Below are 20,698 nucleotides of genomic sequence, written 5' to 3'. Positions count from 1 at the left end.
ATAGGATACGCGATTTAGCACGAAAGCTCAGGAGATGAAATTTTTCCTGGACACTCAACAACCAATAATTCACATTCATCATCCACAAGATCATAGGGGATAACCTTCACCGCGAGATTATCGTCAAACCTAAATGGCGGCAAAGACTCATTAAAATACTCGTAAGCCGGGTAGATAAGATATACCACGCCTGAACCACCTAAATAACTTTGGCCATAAGCGAACATCTGATACATATCAGATTGGCTAATACCGTACTTCTGGTTAGCCGTAGCTTGCTTCTCGTTAATTCGCTTCCACTTTGTATCGGCTACATAAAACGGCTCATGTGAAGCCTTATCACTAACAATAATGTCGGGCTTGAGTCTAAACCACTCTTGAGACTTTCCTAAGCGCGGCGTATGAGTAACTAATGAGCAACTGCTTGCCTGAGTTTTCAATTTAAGAGAAGGTTGTAGCGACTTGCTTAGCCTAATCGCAACATATCGCTCAAAGAGAATTTCCATCGGGAAAAGCATCGAGATGCCATTGTACCCCCCAGAGAGTGATACTGGTGATTGGTAACTCAAAATTAATTCACACCATGACCTCACTGTACGATAGTGAACAAGAGAACGCTCCTTAGACCACTGGCGAAAATCCAGTGCATAGTTTTTAGAACAAGGAATATCATCAAGCGCAAATTGAAGTTCACTACCTAAACGCAAGTTATCGCTATTTTTAGACCACTTCATCACTTGATTAAGCGCAGAGCGCATTAATCTATTTTCAGCTCTGTCTGGAGAAAATTCATCGTAAGCAATGTGAAAACTATTCAAGCAACCCGGTCTTTGGTTTATTTGCTTTGATGTTTGTAGCTGACCTTTTAAATAAGGTTTACGATCTTGAACTCTTGTGTACTGGCTTCGAATCCCTTTCTTAATGACATCTGAAACATCTTTCAAGAAGTAACCAATCAATATTTCAAACAATGGTCTGTTTAACGTTTGTAAGGAAGAATTTTCAAACCTATGCATGTTAAGTTTATAGACCGTTGAAAGCATCTTGAGAAGCACTTTCGTAGCTGTTTGGTTATCTTCCTTCTCTAATATTTTAGGCAGAATTTCAATCCGGGTGCCGCAAGGCGTTTCTAATACCCCAACATAATTGATAACTTGCAGAGCAATTGAACGACCTTGCTTTTTGACCTTTATGAGATCGACTGACTCTTGATTATGACTCTGTCCATTGACCAACAACCACTCGAACGCTTTCCTCGGTATTGACTGGCAATCAATACTCGACTTATCACCATCATTGAGTAACAAGCCGAACTCGCGGACAGCAATTACGGAGTCATGATGCCGACTAAACATTAAGAATAGATACCGATATACGCTGCGGAAGTGTTAAAGGCGTGAGCATTTCTAACATAAGGCTGTATGCCCGTTTGATCCCAATCATCGCCCATTAACTGAGCGACTTCGTTCACATCAAATTGTTCAACTACAAAACGTAAGCTCTGATCCTCTTTAAGGTGATCTCCCAACACCATCGCTACCCGCTCCCAATCCTCAAAGAAATACTCTTCTAGAAGAGGAAGAATTTCCAGCTCCATAATTTTTGACAGTTTTTCAATCGACGGTTCTTCAACTAACGATAAAAAGAAGCTGTGTCCTATTGTGTGTTCACGGTCATACAGTAACTCAATTCGTTTGTTGATGGTTTCAACCATCTGCTTAATATCAATACCATCGAATTGTGGGATAGTTGCAAGCAGTTCATAGTTCGTCATCATTTCTTCAAACTGAAAACGGCGACGCAGCGCAATGTCTAGCTGAGCCAACGACTTATCAGCCGTGTTCATCGTACCAATGATGTGCAGGTTATCAGGAACTGAGAAGGTCTCTTTAGAATATGGCAACTTAACCGATAGTGCCTCTTTACCACCCGCCCTCTTGCTTGACTCAATCAAAGTGATTAACTCACCGAATATGTTGGAAATGTTACCTCGGTTGATTTCATCAATGATCAGTACCCTCTTGTCTGAAGAGGCTTGATTTGATGCGGATACTCCCTTGCTAACAATCCCTTCCACTAACGGCCCGAGAACATTAGGGTAGCCATTTACTAGGAACTTCTCCATCAAGGTGTCGACTTTATCAAACACCCTTTTTTGCTTGATATCGTCAACAGAAACGTTACCAGAGCGAACCAACTCACAAAGTTCGTCAACAATCGATTTGGGCATTGGAAGCTCAGAACCATTAGGCTTTCGAATAGTAATCAACTCATCAGAAATTGATTCAATCTGATACTTACCTACCGTGCGGCCCGGCGCAACGCTGTCTGAATCACCACTGCCTTGCAATATAGCTCGAAGCTTTTCAGTATCAATGGTCGTGTCATACAATCGATACAAAGTCATTTGAGACAGGTTTTTATTGAATAATTCATCAACTGGTAATGATGGTTCGTATACTCTGTGCCACGTAACTTTCCTTGCTTGAGAATAACTAACATCATCAACCGAAGAGTTATCAAAGTAGTAATCACTGGTTATTTCTGCAATAGCACGAAACTTACGATTACCGTCCGAGACAACAATCAAATCACCTATACTCATCGTATTCTTGAATGTGTTGACCGATGTTACTTGATAGTTATTACTTTCATTTTCAATATTTACGCCATTATCACGATAAGTCTGGGCAACTTGCTTACGATCATCTGCATGAGTGAAATCTATATCATCACCATAACCTAGCAACACGCAGCCATTATCAATACATTGTTGATAGATAAAGGCATCATCACCAGCGGTATCACCTAACGACATCTTCCAGATTTTACGGCCACTAATATCAACATGATCTTGAGCCGCTTTGATAGTTGGTTTAGCACGAGCAGATTCGCATAAGCGTTTAAAAATACCATCTTCGATTTCATAGTTAACCTGATTGTTCTCTGTCGTCGCTTTCAGGCCTTCAACAAAATCTTCATAACTAAAGCTCTGATGGAAGGTAACAAAGCCAATGCGGTTACTGTTTAATAGTTCATCGAATCGCTTCTTGATGGCAACTCGATCATCGTTATTTTGATGGTAAAACTCAGGGTCAACAATCTCTAAGGCTTTATTAATCGTGTTATAGGTTTTGCCAGTACCTGGAGGACCATAAAGGATCGTATTAAGTGGTTGAGGTTTATCATTACTCTTCACGTCATACTCCTGTACTGTATCGTTGACTTCATTGACGGATGGTGGCTTAGGTTGCTTCCACTTTGAACGTAATGGCTCAACATAGTAGTCAAGTTCTTTAGTCTCGTACTCCGCTTCAAACGATTGCCTTAATGCCAATAGTCGAGCATCGGCATCTTTCGTATCCATTCGGTTATATTTGGCACTCGTGATATCGGTTAAAGTCGTCAAAATAGACTTTCTGTCCGTGTTACCGAAAATACGCTCATGGATCTCTGGAAACAGTAAATACAAAAACATATGACGAAACTGTCTTTTGCCATTTTCTGGAATGGATTCCAACCACTGAGGTAAGCGGTCAACATCATTCAAAAGCTCTTTTCTCTCCAGGTCAGAGAGCTTTAGCAAACCTTCAACCAACCGGATAACATAAATAAGCTCACGCCAACGAAGTGTGTTGTATGCAGTGCCAGCACTACCAATTCCAGTTAACGCGTTATCAGAAAGGAATTTTTGTCTAGATTCTGGGGTAACCTCGTATCCACTCCAGGAAAATACTCGTTCAATACTCTTACGCTTAGATTCAGGTCCCGTATTGCTTGGGCAAAGAAACATCAACCACAGCATTTCAGACGCCAGTACTTTGGCTTCTGGGGAAGCATCTGCCAATTGAGTTTCTAACTTTTCAAAAAAGTCACCATCACCTTCATCTAAGTTTTCAACGAAAAAATCAATGAGCTCTTGGCAAGTTGGTGAATTCCACACAGGGAGTTCCGTAAAAAGAGAGCGGCCTTGAATAAAACAATGCTCTTTGAACTCCGAGATGTTGGTAAGTAAATATGTAGAATTCTTGTCACCACAATATATTGCCAATTTGTATTCCTTATTTATAATTTCTTCTTATTCTTTAATTATGGCGTATCTATTCGATCGGCTTACCCAACATGCGCCTTAGTACTTCTTTCATCGACTCTTGGAAATCGGTCATCGACTGCATATCTGTGATTTGAGCAAGATAGATATTGCCTTCATCTACTAGCTCATTGAGTTTAACTCGAGTAGCTGGTTCACCTAAATGAGCTTCCAACTCACCTTTTAAAGAATTAGGTGAATTATCGTTACCAGAACGCTCTTCAAGAGCTGTACAATTTCTATAGCCGTTTTTCAGCGCACATAAAAGCCAGGCTTCTGATTTAGGCTGAGCAATAAAAGGGATACCATTGTCAAAGCCCTGAGCTTCAAAGCCATGTTTCATCGAAAGGCGTTTGGAATTGTAATCAGGCCATCTATTGCTGTCTGAATCATGGAATAAAACCGCTAGGCTTGGCTGGATATCCGCGATCTGTGCTACATAGGCTAGAGCACGGGCAGCACTGTAAAACTCACGAGTTTCATGTAAAGTCTTTTTACCGCGCCTTGATAAGGGTTTGATGATACTTCTATCTCGAGAGATTTCAGTAATTCTTGCTTCATGAACAACTTCGAGCATTTCTGATTCTAGTAATGAAAACCCCGAATAAGGCTCAATATACTTATCAATCAGTTTACTCAGTGGCCCTATGGCCTCATTGCTTTTTCCGATGTCTGTTTCACCTTCACCGCTGACAACTAAATACATGCTTTATGCTCCTATTAGCTGTCAGTATCTTCGACAATTGCGTGTTCTAATATGGCAATTTCAGAGGCTAGGTTCTCAAGCATTGTATCTTCGTAAGCTTCACCAGGCCCCATGAACTTCAACTTGCGTTGCATAGAGGGGATGTCAAACAGTCGAATCGCTTGAGTTGCACCTGTTTTATTCTTATACAGATAAACAACACCTGTTTTAGCGACGTCATCTTCCATGTAGTTAAGAATCATTGGGCTATGAGTGGTAACAATGACTTGGGTGTTTGCCGCCACTAAGCTGTCCACCAGCTTTTCGATCAGCTCTGGATTCACACCATTTTCGATCTCATCAAGCAATAGAGCACTTTGCTTTTTGGTTAATTGAGCAAAAATAGCCATAAAGCGAAGCAAACCATCGTTAATATGCCTAGCTTCAGTTTTGATGGTTTTTTCGCCAAACTTTTCTTCTATCTCAAGCTTAACCGTGCCTGCCGATTTTTGAACCGTAGCGTCCACCTTGATCAAATTTGGATACAAGCCTTTAAGCGTCGAAACTAAGTTCGACTTCTCTTCTTTCTTCATATTACTGATAAAGCTCGACAGCATCTTGCCACCCGCACCAAGTGTTTTACCACTGATGTGTTGGTCACGAAGCATATCGGGTGAAAGCATGTCTAGTGCATTAAGCTCATTGAAGAAAGTTTTAAATTTCACTAGTTCTTTCGGCAATTGCTTTTCTTTTAGCTGAGAGAGAATAGAACCTTGATAGTCAAAATTAATGGCATCATAAATATCTTTCGTTGGCACGGAGTAACGACCACTAGTAACGTCAAGTAATGTTTCTCCACCCCAAGTAATTTTCTCAGAAGTACAATTTAGCTCAGTTCGATTAAAACTTGCTGTCCATTTAACCGGCTTCCCTTGATAACTCAGCTCAGCAGTAAAGCTAATATTGAGTTGCTTACTTAACGTTGAATTAAGATCTCTAGCACTCCACTGACGGCTATCCAACCACTCATCAATGTCGCCACTTATCTGCTGTGAGAGGAAATCAATAAACTGCAATACCGTCGATTTACCCGAGCCGTTTAAACCCACAAGACAATTAAACTTACTAAACGGCAGCGAAAAGTCCACCAGCGACTTAAAGTTATTGGCTTTGATATTGACTAGTGAGAGTGATTGATTCATATCCGTATTACCCTTTGTCTGCAACTTTGGTTTTGATTGTACGTTTTTTAACTGTCTTCTTGGGTTTATCTGCTTTTTGTTGCTGAGAAAGACGTTCTTTCAAGATACACTCTAACAGTTGTTCTGCTGGTTCATCGTTTGGATCTTGTGGTACTAACTCACCTCGGAAGGCTTTGGCTAGAATAGATTGAGTTAGGCGATCTAATCGAGCTTTCGCGACTAGGTATTGTTGTTCTAGTTTGTCGGCTTTCTTAAATAAACTCTCAACCTTATCAACAATGATTTTTTGTTCATCTATTTTCGGAAGATTGATTGGTGCAGCAGAGACTACTGCCTGATTGATTTTCGGCATATTACCAGTAGTACCTGTTGCATTATCTCTAAAGTATTTTCTAACAGGCTCTGATGACAAAGCGTAATATAAATATTTTGATAACACTCGCTCATTAGCTCTGCATTTCATAATCAAGTCAGGATAGATATATTGATCATCTTCACCTTCATATAAAGCACTTACCCCAACATATTCGATTGAGTTAGCTCTTTGAATCAAGATATCTTGATTCTTTAGCCATAAATGGGAACCAGTAGGAACATCAAGATCGACAAATTTATATTTATTTTCAACAAAATAACCCGGAGTAATAGCCGACAACGTTAAATTCTTAACGCCAGTATCAAAATCAACCCCTTTTGGTGATTTACCATTTCTTGGTTTATTTTCAACAAGATCTATTAGCTTGACAATCTTCCACTCTTTTGTCGCCACACTCGAATGAGTCAACTCCCCAGACGTTGCGGCAGCCAATACCGATTGGCGGAAACGTTTTAGGATCGCTGGAATTTTGTCTAAACGCGCTTGGGCTTTATCGACCATAGCAAGAATATAATCTAGCTTGTTGGCAATGCGGATTTGTTCGTTTAGTGGTGCTAGAGGGTAAGAAATACTCCACAAGACAGCAGGATCCACATGAGGAATTCCTGTCCCTTTAGTTTTTGTATTAATGTGATCAAATTTCGACTTCAAAAAATAGTGAAGATAACACCTATGTGAATAATTCGGTGTTATTTTAGCTAACGTCGACCCTACAACCCCTTTGACACCATTCCCTACCAAACCAGATCTAGCGCCATCCCAGACCATCAATGTATCGTTTTCCTGAGCTAACACTCCGCTATTCGCTTCAGCAAACTTTGCAAAGATTCCTTTTTCAAACGCCTTAATATCGACATAAGGTACCAAAGAGTCTCTCTGTTCTATTTCCAATGACTTGGGTTTTTTTCCCTTTACCGACGTACACTCTTCTTTAAGCGTAATTAGTTCCCACCCTTTCGGCAACTCACTCACGAAGCCACCTCATCACTTTCCGCTGAATCTAGATCCACCAAAATCGCTTTTAGCTCTTCCATTGCGCCTGCCATTTCAAGTAAGGCCTCATTAATCAACACATCTGGCGCGGGCAGCTTTGAGGCATCTTCATTGTTTTCATCACGAATCCAGCTTAAGTCAAGTGACTCATCTTTGGTTTTAATAGCATCACGGCTAAAACAACGCAGACGACAACCATCAGTATCATCTTTGTGGTTGCTAATGAATGCTTGGCGAGCCTTTTCATCAACCTGAGTTAAATCACTGCCGACCGCCTGATAAAACTCTTCGAAGTGCTTTTTAGTCAGTAGGGTACGTTTACCAAATTTAGGCATGTTTGAACGCAAGTCATATACCCAGACATTTTTAGTTTGGCCTTTGTCTTGTTTTACATCTTCAGGTTTAGAGAAAAACAGCACATTGGTTTTCACCCCTGCGGCGTAGAAAATACCCGTTGGTAAACGTAGGATGGTGTGTAGGTTACACTTCTCCATCAAGTCTTTACGAATGGTTTGCCCGGTAGAGCCTTCAAACAAAACGTTATCTGGCAATACCACTGCGGCACGGCCACCTGGCTTAAGCATTTTGTGATACATCAGGTGCAAGAATGCTAGCTGTTTGTTACTGGTGTAATGTACCAAATCATCACGAGTCGGAACTCCACCACCTTGTTTAGTCCCAAACGGTGGGTTGGCTAAAATGAGGCTGGCGGGAGGTAGTGCTTTACCTTCATTAGATAAAGTATCACCAAATAGAATGCCTGAGTTTTCATCATCAACAGCTAGGTCATGTAACATCAGATTCATCATGGCTAGACGACGAGTGTCTGGCACCAATTCCATACCAAAGAAAGTATCATGTTGATATTTATCGTATGGCAGAGTATCTAACGATTCAATATCATTGTTCTCTTTTAGGTAATTGTGCGCACTGATTAAAAAGCCGCCTGTACCTGCGGTTGGATCAACAATCACATCATCTAAGCTTGGCTTCATTAACTCTACCATCACGTCGATCAGTACACGCGGCGTAAAGTACTGCCCTGCACCTGATTTCTTCTCACCTGCGTTGATTTCTAGCAAGCCTTCGTACATATCGCCCAACCCTTCGGTTTTGGCGCTGTACCAATCAAGCTTATCAATTTCAACCACCAGCTTGTTCAGTGTGGCTGGCTTGCGAATAACTGTGCTGGCATCAGTAAAGATAGCTTTAGTGATCAATGAACCATTTGAACCTAAATGCAGCAGTAACAATTTGTACTCTTCTAATCGAGTAGCAGAGTTATATGCTTCTAGGTTTTCCCATCGGTAGCCTTCTGGTAACAATTCGTCTTGACCTGTTTCATCAACCATCTTTAAGAAAACCAGGTAGGTTAACTCATTAAGGTATTCGTGATAGGTCACGCCGTCGTCGCGCAGTAAGTTACATAAATTCCAAAGTTTGGCGACGAGATCTTGAGTGCTCATTAATACAATACCTTTCTGGGTTTCACAGCACTAGGCTGTTTTTGCTTGCTGCGGCGCTTCCGATTGAGGGGCTAGCCAAAGTGCTTTGTTAAATTGAAGTAGAACATCCTCTATAGGCTGTTCAAAAAGTTTGTTGGCGCGTTTAATGCCACCTTGTTGCTGCTTAAAAATACCTTGGTCTAACGCGGGAAGATCTACAATGGTGGTGGCCTTCATTTGCTTGGCAATAAGCTCTAACCACTGCTTTTGTGGTGTCTTCCATTGCTGGCTAGCTAACATGGTGGCTAATGCTTTATCGACACGTTGATCAAATGGAATAAGAGCTTCACCCAATGCGGCTTGACGAATAAAACCAATGATTCTGGCGGCAATTTCTTCATTTTTCACTTCGTTCCATGCAACTTGCAGATCTTGTTCTCTAAAGCGGTTCTTTTCAAGCTCTAACGCCAATTCTTTCAGGCTTTTTCTGGTTAATTCCCAAGGTTTTTGCACGACTGTTTGAATAGCAATCAATCGGTTGCTGTTGGCTTTAACAAAGTCGCTAAACGCTTGCAGATAATCGGCAGGTTTTTGGCCATCGCCGTAACCAGTAGTAACGCCCGTCACTTCATCATCATGATCTGAAATGATCACAGGTGGACGGTTTCCTCCACCTGTGACTTTGGCATCAAGCAATTCACCTAAACCTGGGTGATTGGTAAACCATTTGGCTACTTCATTTAACGGTCGGTTCTTTAAATCTTGAATAAAGTCTTCTGGTGATTGCCCAACGATAGTTTCAAAGTTATCGCGCTGGGTGTCAGTCAAGTGTCGGCGTTTCACTTGCAGTTTAGCGATGAACTGATTCTTGGCGAGCGTTTGAAGTTCGTCTTCATCCACGTGCTTCATCTCGTTCTCAAGCTCAGTAAAAGTTACATTCACGTTGGTGACGACAGGCTTCATGCTGTTGACGTCTTCTAACTGGGTATAGATGTCTACCGCATCGTAGATTTTAAACGGCCCTTTACCAATTTCGTCACACAAGCGGGTTGCACGGCCAAGCATCTGTTCAAATAGAATTCGACTATTTACTCGGCGTAAAAAAACCAGATTACAAATTCTTGGTACATCGACACCTGTCGTTAACAAGTCAACCGTAACCGCTATATTGGGCAGGCGATCATTCTTAAACAGGCGGATTTTTTCTAGCGGTTTATCACTGGCTCCAGTGATTTTCTGAATCGCATCATCTTCCACTTCACCATGATAATGTTCACACGCTTCTTTTAGTGCCTCGACTACCTGATCGGCATGTTTGTCGGTGACACAGAAGATTAAGGTTTTCGCTTCTGAATAAGGGCTAATGGCATCACTTTCGATTAACCATTTGGTCACGACTTTGGTGAAGTTTGGGCTCACCACTTTCTTGTTAAACTGCGATACATCGAAATCGAGTTCATCGGGTGTGTTGTATTTCTCTACTGTGTTGTCTTCAACGTTGTAGGCTTGTACCTCTTCGTTGATATCGTAGTGAATGCCCTGCTCAGCGAGCTTGGTGTGAATGCGAACCGGAGGAAGGTGATCGTTTAAGTAACCATCTAAAACGGCTTCGGTATAGCTGTAGCTAAAGATAGGCTCACCGAAGATATCGACGGTATGCAACGCTGGCGTGGCAGTTAAGCCTATCTTGAAGGCATCAAAATATTCTAAAACGGCGCGATACTTAGACTGGTAATCCTTTTGGTCGCGAAACTCTAATTCGGTATCACTTAGTATCCTATCAAGTAGGTAACCACGGTGACATTCATCGACAACGATACAGTCGTACTGACCGACCCCTGGCTTGGTATCATCGTCATTTGGGTACAAGATACGTTTCACTAGGCCTTGCACCGTGGCGACATGAACCTTGGTGTCATCTTCGGGTTTGGCAATGGGTGATTTGTCTGCTTCCATACCAATCACATCAAAGGTGTCGGCGAAGGTATTGAGGTTTTCTAGACGCACTTCACCAAAATCAGTAGTGGCTTGTACCCCTAGGGCTGAGCGATCAACTAGAAACAGAATACGGCGAAAACGTTCAGCTTTTAGTAAGCGATAGACCAAGGCAATACAGGTTTTGGTTTTACCTGTTCCTGTTGCCATTGCCACCAGTGCATTGGTTTGGCCTTGTTTAATAGCCGCTTCGACTGATTTAATTGCTTCTACCTGATAATCACGCAGCTTCAAATCATAATCAAAGCCCATTTGATCAAGTTCTTGCTCTGCCTGTTGTGGCGTTTGTCTTAAGTACGTTTTGATTTCTTGCGGTGTGTACCAACCTTTAAGGGCACGACGTCGGTTGGTGCTGTCGCGTACATCTAAAAACCAGATACCACTTTCTTGTTTTAACTGTTCTAAATAGGGGCGGCCATTAGTGGCAAAAACAATAGGGACCTGAAACTCTCCATAAGACGTTTCAATTGTGACCCCACCTTTCTCTAATAGCCCTTTTGCATAACGCTTAGCTTGATCAATTGCGCCATATACGTTCTTCGCGCTCTTTTTAGCTTCCACCACAGCAACAGGCGTTAGACCTGAGAACAACACATAGTCCGCAGGCCCAGATGAAGTTGGCCATTCAGAGATAGCACGGTTTTCGTTAGCTACAGGCCTTGCCCCTTTTGAATACCTTAAGTTAACCGTATCTGTTGTCCATTGTGCATCATTAAGTTGTTCATCGATAAGCACGCGCGTCTCTTGTTCATTTAATTCAAGACGCGACTTTTCAACAAGCTCAATAACTTTGGCTTGAGCTTGTTTATCTTGTTGGTTGAATTCAGCCAAATAAATTAAATTAGCCTCGTCCATCTTCTTACGATATTGAGTTAACCTATCCTCATGCTCAGTCGCCACTTCCTCCCAAAGCTGGCTTTCTGCCTGCATTTGCTCGGCTCGGCTTTTCAAGGCTGCGGATTTTTCGGCTTCAACTTGTTTGAGCTGTTCAGCAACTTTCAGACGCTCTGAGGTTCGCTGTTGGGTAACTTCTAAAGCTTGTAGCTTTTCTTCTAACTTACGCACATGCTCAGATGGGTCTTCAGGTTTTATAAAGGATTGTGGTTTAAAATCTTTGGCATGAGCCCCGCCAAATAGGGTGTGATACCAGGCGCTAAGGGCATGGCCCAACACTAATGCTTTAAGGGCATCGCGGTGGCTCGACGAAGTGAAGTCATGATTAGCGGTGTTTCCAAGCTTTCTAATAGTATGGAAAGAGTCATTGATACGCTGGTCTAGGGTCAACTTATACTCAAGATTACGTAAGAGGTCGACTTGTCTGATATCTCGCCCGTTTTCATCTTTGCCATATTGGACACCTACGCGTGCAGCTACGTTTTGCGCTAATGCTTCACCCAGTTGGCGTATCTTAACCAGTGTGGTATTTGGATCAGGAACAAAACATTGCTCTGCACGATTTGCTAACCGAAACAGTAATTCGTCATGATGCTTTAAAAACTCAAAATTACTTTTTTCCACTCAAAAGTTCCTTTCTCGCTAATGCTGGTTAATCCTTAAATGCAACTAAGTTAGCATCTTACTACCTTTGAGACTGTTAGTTAATTCATAGAGTTAGCTAACAGTCAGTAATCAAATATTGACTAGCAATAGATACAAACTATTTTACTCTTGTTCTTGTGAATATTTTTCAACATGCAAGTTCAAGAAATGCATTCCAGCTGAACTTAGAACGTAATGTTTATCACCACAAGGATAGAGGAAGTTTCGATCCGCAAGGTAGTTGATGGCCTTATCCCAAGTTTCTATTCCAAGCGCCTGGCGAATATCATCATAAATGGTTTGCTCTGCAATCTCGTCTAATGCTGTGCGCCCGAGTCCTATCACTGGCGTGGTGAGATCATCTAAATCGAAGCCCTTGTCTACCCAGTAACGGGCAATAATCAGCAACATGGCCTGGATTTTGGTGGCATTAGTGTCTGCGTCTTCTTCTGCCTCACTGCGACTAATATAGAAAAACTCCCCTTCTACGTTAAAGTTAAGGCTATAACCAATGTGCAGATAGAACTGAGTAAAGTGCTCCAGATTATTGTAAAGCTCGGTATAAAGCGGGCTCTCAATAAAATGTTGCTGGTAAAGGTCATAAGCTTGCTTAGTGATAACCTTACCATTGACGAATGTCGTGTATATCTGCTGGCTTTTCACCATGCTTATTTGAGAAAATGGCGTCATAGATTAGTTACTCGCTCTGTTCGAATTTTACGGTATAGATAAATAGTGTCGCTTTGGGCAATGCGTTGGCGGAAATTAGTCATTTTAAGTATGTGTCCATCAAGCATCGCTTCACTGCGTAATAAGAAGTTAAGCCCTTCCAACAGATCAACAAAATGATAATCAACCAGATGTTCTTTTAGGCGCCGATGAAGTGAGAGCGTGAGATCTTGATATTCGGCCATTTTCATCTGCTTCACCAATTCAAAGATCTGCTCTGCGCGAGCGAGCCTTCGTTCGGTGGAATCATCTTTAGTGCTAACTAACTCTACATAACGGCCTCGATCTAGCAGGCGTTTATCCGCGACTCGCGCATCTATATCACTCACTACATTGTTGAGGTAGGCTTCTGAACTGCTGATACGAAGCACTTTGGGCCTAGCTTGTTGCATTAAGCCCATAAATGCGCCGTTATCTCGGGCAAATTGCCCATCTATCTGGCTGCGTTTTAGGTTGTGCTTTGTTGCATCTAGCTCTTTGACTAAATCACCAAATGCCGTTTCAATAGCATTAAACTGTTGGAGGCGTTTTTTAGATCGTGCCAAAAACTGATCGACTGAATGCGATACTTTACTGATCTGTTTGTGAAAACTGTTAAAACTCACCTCATATCTCAACATCGCGTTCGCCCGTGGGTGATCTTGATGGCGCTCAAACTGACTGCGTAAACTTTGCAAACATTCAAACAAGTTCGGACCATCTTTCAAGCGACTTTTCTCATCCAAAAATTGTCGCGTGGGCAGTATGTGCCTCGATAACAATAGCGATATTTTTTCTATCGACTCTTGCTGGAGGAGTGAGAACACTTGTGGGTTATCCGATTTGGCAGCAAGTTCACTCGCATCACTGAGCTCCTGATTGATCGTTTGCATTTTTACCAAATTCAAGCGGATGCTGTTAAGCAGCTCACTCAATTGATGAAATAATTCGTCAATTAACTCCTTGAAATCTAAGTCACTATCGCTATAGAGCATCGAACCCGATTGCAGCTTTTCTAAGAGTATACGTATACCACCGAGCTGGATTTTAAGTGCTACATCGGTAAGGTCTTGAAATAGGCTGCGATCAAACAGACGAAATACCCCAATCACGGCTCGATCAAAGATCAAGCGACTTTCACCACCGAACTCATCTTTGTCGACTAAGATATGGGCCGCTAACAAGTTATCGGTAGAAAAGGCAGTACGTAATTGCTTTTGTTTGTCTTTGCTTTGCCCTTGTATGTATCGGTGTAATCTAGAGATGAAGGTCGCTTCTCTTACATAAGGCTCCCCTCCCTCATCCATTGTCCGAATCACGTCCCTCATTATGGTGTGATGTTCAAGCATAATTGCAAACGTGGGGATGGTCAGTAGCCTTTTATCACTCATCAGCCTCTCCCCAAATATCGAGTTGCTCTCTATCCAGCGCACTTCCTTTTATCACAAAGCTTTCTGGTATGCCTGTATAAGCAATGGTTCGAGCTTCATCGTAGGGTTTTGAAGTGCGCATCGAATCCAAACGGAAATGTTGACCAAACTTAAAGATGATCTCACTGGATGCCGAGTTAGTCGAAGCACTTAAAACTCGGAAGCCTGCTTTTTTCATATTTGGCAACAGCCAATCAAATTGTGAACTATCCACCGAAGCACCTTCATCTATCACTAGTGGAAATTGGGTTGCACAAGCGCTATTTCTTAATCGGCTCAACAAAATTTCCACCAGCTTGATATTGATCAGCATGATAGTAGAGGTGGACTGTGATTTGCTCTCCCAACCATTTTGACCACGCTTTTTAACTCTATAGCTAATGCCAGAGACAATCTGCTCCATGGTCAGCAGCGCGGCTTTGCCTTCTGGGAAAAACTTTTTGCTAAAAGCTTTGAGGCGGTCAATAAACTGCTCCGAGGCTTTTTGATCTGAGTGCGAATCAAAAAACTCGATTTCCCTCACTAGGTCATCAAATCGCGCCTCAACCTTGATTTTGGCTTCAACCTGTGACAAATCATTGATCTCTAATCCTTCAAACGCACGGTTAATATTCTGTTCAAACTGGAAAACTAATTCTCGATTATTTTTTAATTCATTGATGATGGCGTGAACAGTGTGCTTATGTTCAACAAAATTTTTACGCAGAATATCAAACTCATCATCTAAGCCTTGATAGCGAGTTTGGAGTTGCTGAAATGCGTGCTCTAGAAGCTCATCATCTAGGTGAGAGAGCATCAACTTATCGTCACTTTCTAGCACTTGCTCTCTGACAAAACCTTGGATTTTTTCGGTAATTTCGGTCTTTGATTGACGCTTTTTGTGCAAAGCATCTATTCGATCTCGTAGTGTTTCTTCCGAAAGGTCGAGGGTTTGAACGGGTAAAACTGCGAAATCACTGACTGGCAGATGATGCGCCTGAAGTTCCGCTTTGACCCTAATGCTGCGTCCGGTTAATTTTTCTACTTGTTCTTTTTTTTCGGCTAATTTGTGAGTTTGTTCGTCAAACGACTGCTTTTCTTGTACCCACAGATCATTTTGTGCATCGAACTGTTTTTGTAGCGACTCACGCACTTCTTCGGCTTCCGCTAGTTCTTTATTAGTCTCTTGAAACAGATCTGCATTGTTTGTATATGCTTTTAGCAAGTTGATTTCATTTTCAGTACGTTTGATTTCCGTTTTAAGCGCCGTAATTTCTTTAATTCGCTCAATGCGGGATTGATTACCCATTACACTGAGTTCTGTAACTCGCTTGCGTTTTTGCTCTAAGGCCTCTTGTACTTTAGATAATCGCGTTTGGTCAGACTCTCGATTTGTGCTTGAGATAGACCCTAATGTTAAGTCCCAAAGTGCGTAGTGCTGCTGTTTTTCTTCTAATAAATCGGTAAATGACTCAATTGCCTGCCTCTCTGATGAGGATAACACTCTTGCGGGGTTAGCCTCCGCCAACTCCTCATTAACCGCTGCTAACTTCATCCAAACACTTTCAGGTAACTGGTTAAACAGTTTAAATTGTTGAGCATTGACCGAGGCTTTATAGCGAGCTTCAGTCTCGCTAAGGTTGGAAATTTCTTGCTTGAGGGTTTCCAATTCAGTTTGTAGAGCCTCTGCATCTTCCTTTAATCTTAACGCTTCCTTTTTATCATCCAGGTGTTCACGGTGGCCTGATATAATGTCGTCTATCGTCTCACTTTTATCGTAGATGTTAAGGATAAGATCCGTCTCTTGCACAATCTCATTGAGCTTTTTCTGCTGACGAACGAGTACTTTAACCTCACCTTTCAGTGTCTTTTGTTTATCGACAGTGTCATCACACACTTTTTTAGCCGACTGTACTTTTCCTTTCTGTAACGTTAACTGTATCTCTTCTTGCTCAAGAATTTGGTTTTCTTGATTGATTCGGCTGTCAAGCATCATAGCGTACTGCATCAGCGCATCTTCAGCATTTTTATTGCTCACTAATTGCTGATGACTGACGGCTAGCTTTTCGTACTCAGGTCTTAGGCTTTCAATTTTTTTAAGTATTAGCTCGCGACTTGACAACATGTCGTTATGATTAATAAAAGCATCAATATCAAAATTGAGTTCGTCTTTGCGCTCCTTCTTTCTCGATTCAATGATATTGGCCACAGCCAAGCGAACCGTGTCCGACCCCGTTTTCATATCAAATAGCAAGCGGACGAGTGCTCGAAAAGCATCGACATCTGCATCCTTAGTTGAGCTGAGAGGAAATAAACAAAAACGCATCGCATCGATATCGAGTAGTTGATTCGCATAGATCACTTCCTTAATCGCGGAAGAGCGTACTAATGATTTAAAGTGCTTATCCTCACGCTTTAGAAAAGCCTGCACTTTGCTGGGTGATAAATCATCGACTCGACCACCAATGCCATCATCCCCAACGTTGTCATCCCAAAATATATGCCGTATTTGCGCATACCGAAGGGACGTAAACATACGGCGATAATCGAGCTTATCCGAGTTACCACGATAGAGTATCTGACAATGAGGCATTGGCCCGCCGAGGTAGTTGTCACATTCCAAAATCAGGAAGCTGGTGCTACTAGGGAAGTAATGCTCAAAGCACTCATCATTGGAGTAAAAGTTGCCTTCTTTATCTGAAAATCCAAACTTATTTTTTGAATCTTTAAAGTTCTCCTCTGGCAGCAAAAAGAGTCGAATGGCGTTCAGAATGGAAGTTTTACCGATGTTCCCTCCACCAATAAGAATCCCGCCTTCACGCAGGTCAATTTCTGCAATTGCAACGCCAGCACAATCTACTGCAACCAAGCGCGATATACTGATTAGAAGATTATCTATTGGATTGTTAAACATCAGTGGAATCCTGTCGTATTTCGGGTAATAGAGCCTCTTGCTCTAGGAATAGGCGAGTTTTGTTCATAAGATCGGCTTCTGAATCTAAGCCAAGATTTCGAGCCAGCTCTATCGCCTTAGCTAAGTGAACTGCGTTTTTGGGTTTGAGTTTGAATTTGTTTTGAAATAAGTCCCAATCTACTGGAGCAAGCCATTCACATTGAGGAAATGACTTTTTGAGAGTTCCATACACAGTTAGCCCGCCCAATTCAACGTCTTGAGCACAATAGATCTCATCATAAGTAGATAAAAATGGTCTGTTCAGATAGTCGCATATTTGATTTCCTGCACCAAAAATGATGTCTGAGTTTTCCGCCAACAAAGAATGGCCGATTAACTCTAGGAACTCTCGATATCGATAGAAGTTCTCTATATTTTCAATAAGAACTGCTCGTTTGCCAATGAGCTTTCCATGGGTTTTGTAACCGTTGCTATCCGATACAACAACAAAAGGGATCTGCGATTTAGTGGAGAGGTTCAAAACTAGGACATGAGCGAAATTACTTGGGAAATCATGTGAACGACCCAAGTTTGATGCTTCGACTCTATTGCTTACCTCCGGCTCAAAGAGTGCGTGATGCCGTTCTTCATCGAGTATCTCCATTTGATAGCCATTCTTAAAACGAGTTGCACGATAAATTTTCCGCCATTCATTGATGTCCGAGAATGGCAAAGACTTGAGGAAGTGCTCTAAGTTGATCATACCGCCCTGTGAGATTTTATTGAGATATCGGTTAAGTTTCATTTCAGTATGTCCAAATCCTTTCATTGACTTAGCTACAGCAAATTCAATAATATGACGTCAATAACGACAGGTAAATACTGATTGCATACACACGTCGCATAACTAGACAGGAATTAGATGATGAGCAAATGGCCAATACGTTGGGATCTGCTGTTCCGCTACCGAATGATAGAAATCATTGCATTATGGGAAGGGCGACTCACTACCAACCATTTGATTCAGAGCTTTGGTATTGGCAGACAGCAAGCTTCGAAAGACATCAACACCTATCTAACCGACATCGCTCCAGGAAATCTTGTTTATGATAAGCAGCTCAAAGGCTACAAGCCCAGTGATAGCTTTATCCCACAAGTAACAAGCGGTCATGCTGATGAATATTTGCACATTCTTTCAAGAAGTGAAGATATGACCATCACATTTAAAGAACTCGATATGGGATTTGAGAATGTTTCAATGATCCGCCCTGTGACTCGCAATATATCACCACAAGTCTTGCGTCCATTAGTTCAAGCTATCAGAGAGAAAAAACGTGTCGACATAAGCTACACATCTCTCAAAGACGGTATTCAAGTTGAGCGGATTATCTCTCCTCATACCCTCGTTTGCACACCTCTACGCTGGCATATTCGGGCTTACTGTGAACATGCAAAAGGTTATCGTGATTTTGTGCTGAGCCGAATTCGAGGTATTCCAACTCTCGAGACAAAAAAAACAAAAGGGAAAGAACAAGATAGGCTTTGGAATACTCATCTATCTATTAAGTTAATCCCCGACTCAAGATTGACCGAAGCCCAAGCCAAAGTGATTGCACACGACTATGGTATGGAAAAAGGAATCCTGGCAATACCGACGAACGCAGCATTAGTTCGCTATGTTCTTGATGCTTATAACATCGATATTAATATGTTGAATTCGAACCCCAAAGGACAACAGATCATCTTAGGGAATTTTGAAGAGCTGAAGCCATATTTGTTTTTCTGAAGAGGCTTTTGCTTTACGCTTCAGTTAGCTAAAGCGTTGACTACAAAAAGCACAGTGTTGCCACAGCAGCAGCACTATGGCAAATAATCGCATATTTTGCATTAATCCTAGAAAACATATGGTACCCGAACTCAATAGCATTTTCTGATCATTGAAATAATCATCTCGAATCCATCGAGTCTTGAGACGCAAGTATTACGCCCAAGCAATCGCTTTGTTACGCTCTCTCTGTTTATCGCTTTTTGCACAACTCTCAAAATGTTGATGTTCTTATCTAATGTGGTGAAGTATTTAATGTAAGACCTATAACAAGATAAGTACTCTTGATGAAACTTGAGTATCCCCTGCCTTGTTCTGAGTAGGTAGCTTTAATAGCATCTACAGTGTTTCTAGGTAGATTATAGATAGCATTAGACAAGATAGCCGAATGGTATCTAGCTTTGCGCTTACACTTGGTTCTTAAAGATAACTTAGGTTGGTGCTGTATACCGTTGGCTCTAACAGTAAATCTAAAGTAATAGATGCCATAGTTAGACTTGATTAGATACATTGTGTCTGTGTCCGTGTTTAAGGAACAGATAGCCCTAAAACGACAAAACCCTCGCCGAAGCAAGGGTTTCTAATGTGGCGGTGAGTGAGAGATTCGAACTCTCGATACGTTGCCGTATACACACTTTCCAGGCGTGCTCCTTCAGCCACTCGGACAACTCACCGAATTTGATTAGGTTGACAGTGTCTGTCAACGAGGCGCTAATTTAATGATTTGTGGGCGGTTGGTCAAGTAGATTTGGGCGGTTTTTACTTTGTTTTGGTTTGTTTGCGCAATTATTGTCTAGTTCGTTGGAAATTGACGCTTTTGCGACTAATTTGCATTACAGTTGGGGGCTAAGGGTTGATATAATGGGCAAAACCTTTATTTGGACAAATATTTTGGATTTAGCACAAATTATTGCTCAACCTGAGCTGGAAGACCGCCTCCTCCCTTATCATCAAACTCTTGGGTTTATTACGGCTGTTGCGGCTGCCCCTAATGTCCTTGACCCATCTCAATGGGTTGCTTATCTATGGGGAGGGGAAGAAACGGCCCCTTTCACTGATGGTGAGCAGTTAGAGGCTTATTTAGAAGCGGTAGTGGGTTCTTGGAATGCGACCCGTCCTGCTCTTTTTGAGGACACTTGGCAGTGGCCGATTGAATGTGGCTTAAACGATCAAGAGATTGTGACTGAAGCGACTAAAGAATTTTGTGAAGGTCTGCTACAAGGCTGGCAGTTGGCGCAAGATGATTGGCAAACACTGATGCCTGAAAATAGCCAAGACAATGCCTTGCTGGGCGGTGTGTTGCTTTCTATTAGCATGCTTTATGATCCAGAGACTTCACTTGCTACCTTGTCAGAAGAAGGTATGAACGGCTTAGATCAGTTTGTCGAGATCTTTAATGCCGTACCTATGATGTTATGTGGACTCACTCAGCGTGGCGCGATATTAGCTTCAGAGCAATAGTCTTTAAACACTATATAAATAAAAAACCTCGGCGCTGTGCGTCGAGGTTTTTATTTGCTGTCGATAAACGCTCAAGA

At 41.9% G+C, this 20,698-nt stretch carries 13 protein-coding genes and 1 tRNA gene; 2 read left to right on the top strand and 12 right to left on the bottom strand.

Going from position 1 to position 20,698, the window contains the following annotated elements; genetic code table 11:
* Positions 1-14: 14 nt before the first annotated feature.
* The 11 genes from VEZ01S_RS04160 to VEZ01S_RS04110 form a co-directional block, all read right to left on the bottom strand.
* Entirely contained in the window at positions 15-1,355 is a 1,341-nt protein-coding gene (locus tag VEZ01S_RS04160) for an McrC family protein (protein WP_040890102.1), read from the bottom strand.
* Entirely contained in the window at positions 1,355-4,051 is a 2,697-nt protein-coding gene (locus tag VEZ01S_RS04155; protein WP_021712754.1) for a DUF8426 domain-containing protein, read from the bottom strand. Before VEZ01S_RS04155 ends, VEZ01S_RS04160 begins: the two co-directional genes overlap by 1 nt.
* A 49-nt stretch (positions 4,052-4,100) precedes the next feature.
* The gene (locus VEZ01S_RS04150) at positions 4,101-4,796 is read right to left on the bottom strand and encodes a hypothetical protein (RefSeq protein ID WP_021712753.1); all 696 of its coding nucleotides are present in this window, start codon (positions 4,794-4,796) and stop codon (positions 4,101-4,103) included.
* A gap of 14 nt (positions 4,797-4,810) precedes the next feature.
* The gene (locus tag VEZ01S_RS04145; RefSeq protein WP_021712752.1) at positions 4,811-5,977 is read right to left on the bottom strand and encodes an AAA family ATPase; all 1,167 of its coding nucleotides are present in this window, start codon (positions 5,975-5,977) and stop codon (positions 4,811-4,813) included.
* Positions 5,978-5,984: 7 nt separating this feature from the next.
* Positions 5,985-7,325 carry a restriction endonuclease subunit S gene (locus VEZ01S_RS04140; protein ID WP_021712751.1) on the bottom strand — a complete coding sequence of 447 codons (1,341 nt, stop codon included), beginning with the start codon at positions 7,323-7,325 and terminating at the stop codon, positions 5,985-5,987.
* On the bottom strand, positions 7,322-8,812 hold the full coding sequence (locus VEZ01S_RS04135; RefSeq protein ID WP_021712750.1) for a class I SAM-dependent DNA methyltransferase: 1,491 nt from the start codon (positions 8,810-8,812) through the stop codon (positions 7,322-7,324). The genes VEZ01S_RS04140 and VEZ01S_RS04135 overlap by 4 nt, the downstream gene beginning before the upstream one ends.
* 30 nt (positions 8,813-8,842) lie before the next feature.
* On the bottom strand, positions 8,843-12,304 hold the full coding sequence (gene hsdR / locus VEZ01S_RS04130) for a type I restriction-modification system endonuclease (RefSeq protein WP_021712749.1): 3,462 nt from the start codon (positions 12,302-12,304) through the stop codon (positions 8,843-8,845).
* A 144-nt stretch (positions 12,305-12,448) separates the two neighbouring features.
* Entirely contained in the window at positions 12,449-13,015 is a 567-nt protein-coding gene (locus tag VEZ01S_RS04125) for a condensin complex protein MksE (RefSeq protein ID WP_021712748.1), read from the bottom strand.
* Positions 13,012-14,424, bottom strand: a complete 1,413-nt coding sequence (locus tag VEZ01S_RS04120) for a hypothetical protein (protein ID WP_040890099.1) — start codon at positions 14,422-14,424, stop codon at positions 13,012-13,014. The genes VEZ01S_RS04125 and VEZ01S_RS04120 overlap by 4 nt, the downstream gene beginning before the upstream one ends.
* Positions 14,417-17,356 (bottom strand): hypothetical protein, encoded by a 2,940-nt coding sequence (locus VEZ01S_RS04115; RefSeq protein ID WP_021712746.1) that lies wholly within the window; start codon positions 17,354-17,356, stop codon positions 14,417-14,419. The genes VEZ01S_RS04120 and VEZ01S_RS04115 overlap by 8 nt, the downstream gene beginning before the upstream one ends.
* On the bottom strand, positions 17,349-18,140 hold the full coding sequence (locus VEZ01S_RS04110) for a hypothetical protein (RefSeq protein ID WP_040890097.1): 792 nt from the start codon (positions 18,138-18,140) through the stop codon (positions 17,349-17,351). Before VEZ01S_RS04110 ends, VEZ01S_RS04115 begins: the two co-directional genes overlap by 8 nt.
* A gap of 120 nt (positions 18,141-18,260) precedes the next feature.
* Between VEZ01S_RS04110 and VEZ01S_RS04105 the strand changes: the two genes are divergently transcribed.
* Positions 18,261-19,121 (top strand): helix-turn-helix transcriptional regulator, encoded by an 861-nt coding sequence (locus VEZ01S_RS04105; RefSeq protein ID WP_040890094.1) that lies wholly within the window; start codon positions 18,261-18,263, stop codon positions 19,119-19,121.
* 625 nt (positions 19,122-19,746) lie between these two features.
* Here VEZ01S_RS04105 and VEZ01S_RS04100 read toward each other — a convergent pair.
* Positions 19,747-19,834 (bottom strand) — tRNA-Ser (locus VEZ01S_RS04100).
* Between the two features lie 187 nt (positions 19,835-20,021).
* Here VEZ01S_RS04100 and VEZ01S_RS04095 point away from each other — a divergent pair.
* Positions 20,022-20,621 carry a UPF0149 family protein gene (locus VEZ01S_RS04095; protein ID WP_021712742.1) on the top strand — a complete coding sequence of 200 codons (600 nt, stop codon included), beginning with the start codon at positions 20,022-20,024 and terminating at the stop codon, positions 20,619-20,621.
* The last annotated feature ends 77 nt before the right edge of the window (positions 20,622-20,698 follow it).

The sequence above is a fragment of the Vibrio ezurae NBRC 102218 genome (assembly GCF_000467185.1).
Classification (GTDB): Bacteria; Pseudomonadota; Gammaproteobacteria; order Enterobacterales; family Vibrionaceae; genus Vibrio; species Vibrio ezurae.
This window is presented reverse-complemented; position numbering and strand designations above follow the sequence as displayed.